The sequence below is a fragment of the Streptomyces sp. IMTB 2501 genome, assembly GCF_001953885.1.
Classification (GTDB): domain Bacteria; phylum Actinomycetota; class Actinomycetes; order Streptomycetales; family Streptomycetaceae; genus Streptomyces.
In genome coordinates this window covers 261,559-270,257 of sequence record NZ_MQUS01000012.1, presented here as the reverse complement: position 1 = coordinate 270,257, position 8,699 = coordinate 261,559, and the positions used below count along the sequence as shown (strand labels likewise).

At 67.6% G+C, this 8,699-nt stretch carries 9 protein-coding genes and 1 riboswitch; of the genes, 8 read left to right on the top strand and 1 reads right to left on the bottom strand.

The features are described from left to right. From AV521_RS22435 to AV521_RS22425, 3 genes are all read left to right on the top strand, one after another. A partial coding sequence (locus AV521_RS22435) for a cbb3-type cytochrome c oxidase subunit I (RefSeq protein ID WP_179023299.1) occupies nucleotides 1–456 on the top strand: 456 nt, incomplete at its 5' end. After that, nucleotides 453–851 carry a cytochrome c oxidase subunit 4 gene (locus AV521_RS22430; protein WP_023551358.1) on the top strand — a complete coding sequence of 133 codons (399 nt, stop codon included), beginning with the start codon at nucleotides 453–455 and terminating at the stop codon, nucleotides 849–851. The genes AV521_RS22435 and AV521_RS22430, both read left to right, overlap by 4 nt. A gap of 177 nt (nucleotides 852–1,028) precedes the next feature. Then, nucleotides 1,029–2,291: an Ig-like domain-containing protein gene (locus AV521_RS22425; protein ID WP_076090256.1), complete on the top strand. Its 1,263-nt coding sequence runs from the start codon at nucleotides 1,029–1,031 to the stop codon at nucleotides 2,289–2,291. A gap of 102 nt (nucleotides 2,292–2,393) precedes the next feature. Here AV521_RS22425 and AV521_RS22420 read toward each other — a convergent pair whose 3' ends face one another. Beyond that, nucleotides 2,394–2,795 carry a response regulator transcription factor gene (locus AV521_RS22420; RefSeq protein ID WP_076090255.1) on the bottom strand — a complete coding sequence of 134 codons (402 nt, stop codon included), beginning with the start codon at nucleotides 2,793–2,795 and terminating at the stop codon, nucleotides 2,394–2,396. A gap of 167 nt (nucleotides 2,796–2,962) precedes the next feature. On the opposite strand from AV521_RS22420, the gene AV521_RS22415 reads away from it, so the two are divergent. From AV521_RS22415 to trpD, 5 genes are all read left to right on the top strand, one after another. Further along, nucleotides 2,963–3,583, top strand: coding sequence for a heme-copper oxidase subunit III (locus tag AV521_RS22415; protein ID WP_076090254.1), 621 nt, complete (start codon nucleotides 2,963–2,965; stop codon nucleotides 3,581–3,583). Nucleotides 3,584–3,646: 63 nt separating this feature from the next. Beyond that, nucleotides 3,647–4,459, top strand: a complete 813-nt coding sequence (locus AV521_RS22410) for a c-type cytochrome (protein WP_076090253.1) — start codon at nucleotides 3,647–3,649, stop codon at nucleotides 4,457–4,459. Further along, nucleotides 4,456–5,514: a ubiquinol-cytochrome c reductase iron-sulfur subunit gene (locus tag AV521_RS22405; RefSeq protein WP_076090252.1), complete on the top strand. Its 1,059-nt coding sequence runs from the start codon at nucleotides 4,456–4,458 to the stop codon at nucleotides 5,512–5,514. The genes AV521_RS22410 and AV521_RS22405 overlap by 4 nt, the downstream gene beginning before the upstream one ends. Next, nucleotides 5,511–7,148: a cytochrome bc complex cytochrome b subunit gene (locus AV521_RS22400; RefSeq protein WP_076090251.1), complete on the top strand. Its 1,638-nt coding sequence runs from the start codon at nucleotides 5,511–5,513 to the stop codon at nucleotides 7,146–7,148. The genes AV521_RS22405 and AV521_RS22400 overlap by 4 nt, the downstream gene beginning before the upstream one ends. 127 nt (nucleotides 7,149–7,275) lie before the next feature. Then, nucleotides 7,276–8,340, top strand: a complete 1,065-nt coding sequence (trpD, locus tag AV521_RS22395; protein ID WP_076090250.1) for an anthranilate phosphoribosyltransferase — start codon at nucleotides 7,276–7,278, stop codon at nucleotides 8,338–8,340. Between the two features lie 84 nt (nucleotides 8,341–8,424). Beyond that, nucleotides 8,425–8,541, top strand: a riboswitch (SAM riboswitch). The last annotated feature ends 158 nt before the right edge of the window (nucleotides 8,542–8,699 follow it).

Sequence of the window (8,699 nt, the reverse complement as noted above, 5' to 3'; positions counted from 1 at the left end):
GGCAAGATGCTCGACGAGCGCCTCGGCAAGATCACCTTCTGGACGCTGTTCATCGGCTTCCACGGCACCTTCCTGGTCCAGCACTGGCTGGGTGCCGAGGGCATGCCCCGCCGTTACGCCGACTACCTGGCCGCCGACGGCTTCACCGCCCTGAACACGGTCTCGACCATCAGCTCCTTCCTGCTCGGCCTGTCGATCCTGCCGTTCCTCTACAACGTGTGGAAGACGGCCAAGTACGGCAAGCCGGTCGGCGTGGACGACCCCTGGGGCTACGGCCGTTCCCTGGAGTGGGCGACCTCCTGCCCGCCCCCGCGCCACAACTTCACCACCCTGCCGCGGATCCGCAGTGAATCCCCGGCGTTCGACCTGCACCACCCCGAGATCGCCGCGCTCGAGCAGCTTGAGTACGCCGGTCACGGCACCGCCGTTGAGGGCAGCAAGGAGGCCGGCAAGTGAAGATCCAGGGTCGGATGTTCATCTGGCTGAGCGTCTTCATCCTGATCATGGCCATCGTGTATGGCGTGTGGTCGAAGGAGCCGGCCGGTACCACCGCGCTCTTCCTGGCCTTCGGCCTGAGCGTCATGATCGGCTTCTACCTGGGCTTCACCGCCCGGCGGGTCGACGCGGGCGCCCAGGACGACAAGGAGGCCGATGTCGCGGACGACGCGGGCGAGCTGGGCTTCTTCAGCCCGCACAGCTGGCAGCCGCTCATGCTGGGCTTCGGCGGTGCGATCGCCTTCCTCAGCATCGCGGTCGGCTGGTGGCTGATCTACTTCTCGGCCCCGTTCATCGTGGTCGGCCTGTTCGGCTGGGTGTTCGAGTACTACCACGGTGAGAACCGCACCCAGTAACACACGAGCACATGCACCGGAAGCCCGGACACTCCATCAGGGGGGTCCGGGCTTCCGGCCTTTCGGGTGACCCACCTGCCGGGTCACCCGTCCGCTGTCCTCCCTCTGCCGTAGTGTCGATCACTCGAACGGATTACCTGCCGCGCCGGTGAGGTCTGCGCCTCATAGCGTGATCGTATGAACCACACACCGCGGACCCGTACCGTCGTCGGCTGCACCCTGCTGGTGACCGCACTCGGCGCGGGCGTCGCCGCCTGCGGCTCGGACGGCAACCCCCTGTCGGCCAAGCCGTACGACGCAGCGGGCCTGATCTCGTTCAACGGCCCCACCGACGCGGGGAAGCGGGCCGACCCGGACAAGCCCCTGGAGATCACCGCCAACAGCGACGACGACCGGATCACCGACGTCACCACCCAGGACTCCGCAGGGCGCTATGTGGCGGGCGAACTCGCCGCCGACGGCAGTCGATGGCACAGCACCGCCCCGCTGGCCGCCAACGCCCACTACACGGTCACGGTGAGCACCGAGGACGAGGACGGCGCGCCCGGCCGCAAGGTCCTCACGTTCGACACCAGCACGCCCACGAACAGGAAGCGACTGAACGTCACCTTCGGGCCGGACGCCGGCGAGTACGGCGTCGGACAGCCCATCACCGCCCAACTCGACCAGGAGGTCAAGGACAAGGCGCAGCGCGCCGTCGTGGAGAACGCCCTCCGCGTGCAGTCCACGCCGGCCGTGCAGGGCTCCTGGTACTGGGTGGACGACAAGGAACTCCACTTCCGGCCCAAGGACTACTGGCCGACCCACGCCACCATCACGGTGCACAGCAACCTGGACGGCATCAAGATCGGCGACCGGCTGTGGGGCGGCAGCTCCCAGCCGCTCACCATCACCACGGGGGACCGGGTCGAGGCCGTCACGGACGCCGCGGCGCACCAGATGACGGTCTACAAGAACGGCGCGGCGATCAGACAGCTCCCCGTCACCACCGGCAGGCCCGGCTGGGAGACCCGCAACGGCGTCAAGGTCATCCTGGCCAAGCAGTACTTCGTACGTATGCGTGGTACCACGGTCGGCATCGCCGCGGGCACCTCCGACTCCTACGACCTGATGGTGTACTGGGCCACCCGGGTGACCTGGTCCGGCGAGTTCGTCCACGCGGCGCCCTGGTCCGTGGGCTCACAGGGCTCCGCGAACGTCAGCCATGGCTGTACCGGCATGAGCACGGCGAACGCCGAGTGGTTCTTCAAGGCCGTCCGTGAGGGCGACATCGTCAAGGTCGTCAACTCCAACGGCCGGCAGATGGAACCCTTCGGCAACGGCTTCGGCGACTGGAACGTGGACTGGAAGAAATGGCGCACGGGCAGCGCCCTGACAACCGCCCCGTCGGCCACTTCCGCAGCGGCGAACACGGTACGCCTCCGGCCGGCAGCGCTCTGACCGGCCTCAGGGGCGCGGGGCCGTATCGATCGCGGCTCCGCCGGGTGGGCGCGAGAACGCCACCGGCCCGTACCCGCGCACGAAGCCCCACGCCCCGGGCCACTAGGCGCTCAGCAACCTCTTCTGACGGAGCAGAGAGGCAAGGGCCGAGGCGAACTCCACGGGATCCACCGGCAACGTCACGGCAGCGTCGGCCCGGCTCCACGTGGCCAGCCACGCATCCTGGGGCCGCCCCATCAGCAGCAGCACCGGCGGACAGTTGAACACCTCGTCCTTGATCTGCCGGCACACCCCCATACCCCCCATCGGCACGGCCTCGCCGTCGAGTACGCAGACGTCGATACCGCCCCGGCCCAACTCCCGGACGACCGCCTCAGGAGTAGCGCACTCCACAAACTCGACAAGGGGAACATCGGGAGCCGGTTTACGGCCGGTGGCCAGCCGTACTTGCTCGCGGGTGTTGGAGTCGTCGCTGTAGACCAGCACCGTGGCGGTCGGCTGCATGGTTCCTCCGGGACGTCAGCGTCGTACGGACGGGAAGGACAGGGCCGTTCGGGGCGGATGTTACTCCCGTCGAAGTCCCCATGAACACCACGTCAACACCGGTTCGGCGGGCAGCAACACTCCGAACGGCACCCCCCGGAGTGAGGGCGGGATAAGCGACCGACATAATGTCGGTCGTGGCGACAGCAACGACAGTAGAAACCGGGCACGCGCACCCGTCGGTCAACCGGCCGAACCTCACCAGCGTCGGAACCATCATCTGGCTGAGTTCCGAGCTGATGTTCTTCGCGGCCCTCTTCGCGATGTACTTCACCCTGCGATCGGTGACGGGTCCGGCGCACTGGAAGCACATGGCCGAGGCGCTCAATGTGCCCTTCTCGGCGACGAACACCACGATCCTGGTGCTCTCCTCGCTCACCTGCCAGCTCGGCGTGTTCGCGGCCGAGCGCGGTGACGTGAAGAAGCTCCGTGGCTGGTTCATCCTCACCTTCATCATGGGTGCGATCTTCATCGGCGGTCAGATCTACGAGTACACGGAGCTGGTGAAGAAGGACGGCATCTCGCTGTCCTCCGACCCGTACGGCTCGGTGTTCTACCTGACCACCGGCTTCCACGGCATGCACGTGACGGGTGGCCTCATCGCCTTCCTGTTCGTCCTCGGCCGCACCTACATGGCCAAGAGGTTCACCCACGAGCAGGCGACCGCCGCCATCGTCGTGTCCTACTACTGGCACTTCGTCGATGTGGTCTGGATCGGCCTTTTCGCCACGATCTACCTGATCAAGTAGCCGGGACCGGCTCCCGCACATCCAGAAGCACCGACGCAGAAGATCCTGACACCGGGGTAATCCGTGAAAAAGCTCTCCGCACGACGACGCCATCCGCTGGCGGCGGTCGTCGTCCTACTCCTCGCGCTGGCGGCCACTGGGGGGCTGTACGCCGCGTTCGCGCCCGCGAGCAAGGCGCAGGCCGATGATTCCGCCCAGTCCCTGACCATCAAGGAGGGCAAGAAGCTCTACGAGGTCGGCTGCGCCAGCTGCCACGGCACCGGTGGCCAGGGCTCCTCCGACGGGCCCAGCCTGGTCGGCGTGGGTGCCGCGGCCGTTGACTTCCAGGTCGGCACCGGCCGTATGCCCGCGGCCACCATGCAGGGCGCCCAGGTCCCGCGCAAGAAGGTCGTCTACAACCAGACGCAGATCGACCAGCTCGCCGCCTACATCGCCTCGCTGGGCGCCGGCCCGAGCGTGCCCACCAAGGACCAGTACGGCCCCGACGGCGCGGACATCGCCAAGGGTGGCGAGCTGTTCCGCACCAACTGCGCGCAGTGCCACAACTTCACCGGCAAGGGCGGCGCCCTGACCCAGGGCAAGTTCGCTCCGAGCCTGGAGGGTGTCGCTCCGAAGCACATCTACGAGGCCATGCAGACGGGCCCGCAGAACATGCCGTCCTTCCCCGACACCACGCTGTCTTCGAAGAACAAGAAGGACATCATCGCGTACCTGAACGCGGTCAACGGCGACAAGACGGAGAACCCGGGCGGTCTGGAGCTGGGCGGCCTCGGGCCGGTCAGTGAGGGTCTGTTCGGCTGGATCTTCGGCCTCGGCGCGCTGATCGTGGTCGCCGTCTGGGTCGCCGCTCGGACCGCAAAGGCCAAGAAGTCATGAGTAGCCAAGACATTCCAGAAGAGAACCTGCCCGCTGAGCAGGACCACGCGCACGGCGCGGTGACGGTCGCGGACGAGGAGAACCCGTTCTCCGACCCGGGGCTGCCGCCGCACGAGCACCGGATCCAGGACATCGACGAGCGGGCCGCCAAGCGGTCCGAGCGCATGGTTGCCCTGCTGTTCACGGTGTCGATGCTGGCCACCGTCGCCTTCATCGTCGCCTACCTGGTGATCCCGAACGACAAGTCGATCTTCGTCTTCCCGATCGGGCACCTCAGCGCGATGAACTTCGCGCTGGGCCTGACCCTCGGTGTGGCGCTGTTCTGCATCGGCGCGGGCGCGGTCCACTGGGCCCGCACCCTGATGTCCGACGTGGAGGTCGCCGACGACCGTCACCCCATCGAGGCCTCGCCCGAGGTCCGTGCGAAGGTCCACGCGGACTTCCGCCAGGGGGCCAAGGAGTCGGCGCTCGGCCGCCGCAAGCTGATCCGCACCACGATGTTCGGCGCGCTGGCCCTGGTGCCGCTCTCCGGCGTCATGCTGCTCGGCGGGCTCGGCCCGGCGCCCGGGACCAAGCTGCGTCACACGATGTGGGCCAAGGGCAAGCGCCTGGTCAACATGAACACCAACCAGCCGCTGCGTCCCGAGGACGTCGCCGTCGGCTCCCTCACCTTCGCCAAGCCCGACGGGCTGGAGGAGACGGACGAGGAGTTCCAGACGGAGATCGCCAAGGCCGCGCTGATGATCGTCCGGCTGCAGCCGGACAACATCAAGGACAAGCGCGAGCTCGACTGGTCGCACGAAGGCATCGTCGCCTTCTCCAAGATCTGCACCCACGTCGGCTGCCCGATCTCGCTGTACGAGCAGCAGACGCACCACGTGCTGTGCCCGTGCCACCAGTCCACCTTCGACCTCTCCGACGGCGCCCGAGTGATCTTCGGCCCCGCCGGCCACGCCCTGCCGCAGCTGCACATCGGCGTGGACAGTGAGGGTTACCTCCAGGCGCTCGGCGACTTCGAGGAGCCCGTCGGTCCTGCATTCTGGGAGCGCGGATGAGTACTGCAGCGAACGAGACGCCCCGCTCTCGCGGGAAGGCACCGGCCGGCGAGCGTATCGCCGACTGGGCCGACGGACGGCTCGGGATCTACTCCCTGGCCAAGTCCAACATGCGCAAGATCTTCCCCGACCACTGGTCGTTCATGTTGGGCGAAGTGTGCATGTACAGCTTCGTCATCATCATCCTGACGGGTGTCTATCTGACGCTGTTCTTCCACCCGTCGATGAACGAGGTGGCGTACCACGGCAGCTATGTCCCGCTGCAGGGACAGCTGATGTCCGAGGCGTTCAACTCGACCCTGCACATCTCCTTCGACGTGCGCGGTGGCCTGCTCATGCGGCAGATCCACCACTGGGCCGCGCTGATCTTCCTCGCCGGCATGTTCGTGCACATGATGCGCGTGTTCTTCACCGGCGCGTTCCGCAAGCCGCGTGAGATCAACTGGCTGTTCGGCTTCCTGCTGTTCGTCCTCGGCATGTTCACCGGCTTCACCGGTTACTCGCTCCCGGACGACCTGCTCTCCGGCACCGGTGTCCGCTTCATGGAGGGCGCGATCCTGTCCGTGCCGATCGTCGGCACGTACCTGTCGTTCTTCCTCTTCGGCGGCGAGTTCCCCGGCCACGACTTCGTCGCCCGGTTCTACTCGATCCACATCCTGCTGCTGCCGGGCATCATGCTGGGCCTGATGGTGGGGCACCTGATCCTGGTCTTCTACCACAAGCACACGCAGTTCGCGGGTCCCGGAAAGACCGAGAAGAACGTCGTCGGCATGCCGCTGCTGCCGGTCTACATGGCCAAGGCCGGAGGCTTCTTCTTCCTGGTCTTCGGTGTCATCGCGGCCATCGCGGCGGTCGCCCAGATCAACCCGATCTGGGCCATGGGCCCCTACCGTCCGGACCAGGTGTCCACCGGCGCCCAGCCCGACTGGTACATGGGCTTCTCCGAGGGCCTGATCCGCTTCATGCCGGGCTGGGAGATCAACCTGTGGGGTCACACGCTCGTCCTGGGCGTGTTCATCCCGCTGGTGATCTTCCCGCTGGTCCTCGTGGCGATCGCGGTCTACCCGTTCATCGAGTCCTGGGTCACCGGCGACAAGAGCGAGCACCACATCCTGGACCGCCCGCGCAACGCCCCGACGCGCACCGGTCTGGGCGTCGCCTGGATGACGCTGTACCTGACGCTGCTGATCGGCGGCGGCAACGACCTGTGGGCCACGCACTTCCACCTGTCGATCAACGCCGTCACCTACTTCGTGCGGATCTTCTTCTTCGTCGGTCCGGTCCTCGCGTTCCTCATCACCAAGCGGATCTGCCTGGGCCTGCAGCGCCGCGACCGCGAGAAGGTGCTGCACGGTCGCGAGACCGGCATCATCAAGCGTCTGCCGCACGGTGAGTTCATCGAGGTGCACGAGCCGCTCAGCCAGGAGCAGCTGCACACCCTCACCACGCACCACCAGTACGAGCCGGCCGAGATCGGCCCGACGGTCGACGAGAACGGTGTCGAGCGCAAGGTGCCGGCCACCGAGAAGCTCCGGGCGAAGCTGTCCAACGCCTACTACGGCGAGGACAACCAGATCCCGAAGCCGACCGTCGAGGAGTACAAGGAGATCACGAGCGGCCACGGCCACCACTGATCCCCGCGTCGCCACGCCACGCTGAAGGGCCCCGTCCGACTCCCGGACGGGGCCCTTCGCTGTGCCTGGCGGCCGATAGGGTGGGATCCATCACCTGATTTCGCAGGTACGACACCCAGGAGCGGCTATGAGCGCTGTGACCCCCGCTGGAGGCGACACCGCGGCGGGCCGCTCCTGGCCCGCCCTGCTGAACGGCCTGCTGAACGGCCAGGACCTGTCCGCCGACGACACCGCGTGGGCGATGGACCGGATCATGAGCGGCGAGGCGACCGACGCGCAGATCGCCGGGTTCATGGTGGCCCTCAGAGCCAAGGGCGAGACGGTCGAGGAGATCAGCGGGCTCGTCCGCACGATGTATGAGCACGCGAACGTGATCGAGGTGCCGGGTCCGGCCGTCGACATCGTCGGCACCGGCGGCGACGGCGCCAAGACGGTGAACATCTCCACGATGTCGTCGATCGTCGTGGCGGGCACGGGCACCAAGGTCGTCAAGCACGGCAACCGCGCCGCGTCCTCCGCCTCCGGGTCCTCCGACGTCCTGGAGAAGCTCGGGATCAATCTGAACCTGACCCCGAAGCGGGTCGCGGAGGTCGCCGAAGAAGCCGGCATCACCATCTGCTTCGCGGTGAAGTTCCACCCGTCGCTGCGCCATGTGGCCCCGGCCCGCGGCCAGCTGGGCATCCGTACGACCTTCAACGTGCTGGGCCCGCTGACCAACCCGGCCAAGGTGCGCTCCCAGGCCGTTGGCGTGGCCGACCCCCGGATGGCGCCGATCGTGGCCGGAGTCCTCGCCGAGCGGGGCAACTCCTCGCTGGTCTTCCGGGGCGACGACGGGCTGGACGAGCTGACCGTCACCACCACCTCGCGGGTGTGGGTAGTCCGCGACGGCAAGGTCACCGAGGAGACCTTCGACCCACGGGACGTCGGTATCGACCTCGTCCCCGTGGAGGCCCTGCGCGGCGCCGACGCGGCGTACAACGCGGAGGTGGCCCGGCGCCTGCTGGACGGCGAGACCGGCGCGGTGCGTGATGCGGTGCTGCTGAACTCGGCGGCGGCGCTGGTCGCGCTGCAGCCGACGGACGCGTCCCTGACGGAGCAGCTCCGCGCGGGCATGATCCGGGCCGCCGAGTCCATCGACTCGGGCGCCGCCAAGCGGACGCTGGAGCGCTGGGTGGCCGCCACCAACCGCTGACACCGGCACGGTGTGACGCAAGGCGCGGTCCAGATGGCGGACTGCGCCTTGCGCGTCGAAGATCGTATGGCAGGATACGTGCCAGGTCATGAGCGACAGTCATTCGGCCCCGGCCGGCTGTCCGGCAACCCTCCGTCCGTGGCGGGGTGCCCCGGGTGAAGACCAGGTCGTAGGCAGCGAGGTCTACGGCAAGCGCGGACCCCTCGCGCGCTGCTGATGGAGCGCGGGACCAGGGGTCCTGGTCGTCGAGGGAGCCTTCCGTGAGCAAGCGAATGCGATAGGGCCGCAGAGCCCCGCCTCCGCATCCCCTTTTCTCTTTGTCTCCGTGCTTGAGCCATGCCCGCTCGCACGGCGATTCC

What these genes read in the sequence shown, in the direction of transcription:
- AV521_RS22425 (WP_076090256.1), top strand. Translation starts at nt 1,029, where the DNA reads ATGAACCACACACCGCGGACCCGTACCGTCGTCGGCTGCACCCTGCTG.
- AV521_RS22420 (WP_076090255.1), bottom strand. Translation starts at nt 2,795, where the DNA reads ATGCAGCCGACCGCCACGGTGCTGGTCTACAGCGACGACTCCAACACC.
- AV521_RS22415 (WP_076090254.1), top strand. Translation starts at nt 2,963, where the DNA reads ATGTCGGTCGTGGCGACAGCAACGACAGTAGAAACCGGGCACGCGCAC.
- AV521_RS22405 (WP_076090252.1), top strand. Translation starts at nt 4,456, where the DNA reads ATGAGTAGCCAAGACATTCCAGAAGAGAACCTGCCCGCTGAGCAGGAC.
- AV521_RS22400 (WP_076090251.1), top strand. Translation starts at nt 5,511, where the DNA reads ATGAGTACTGCAGCGAACGAGACGCCCCGCTCTCGCGGGAAGGCACCG.
- trpD (WP_076090250.1), top strand. Translation starts at nt 7,276, where the DNA reads ATGAGCGCTGTGACCCCCGCTGGAGGCGACACCGCGGCGGGCCGCTCC.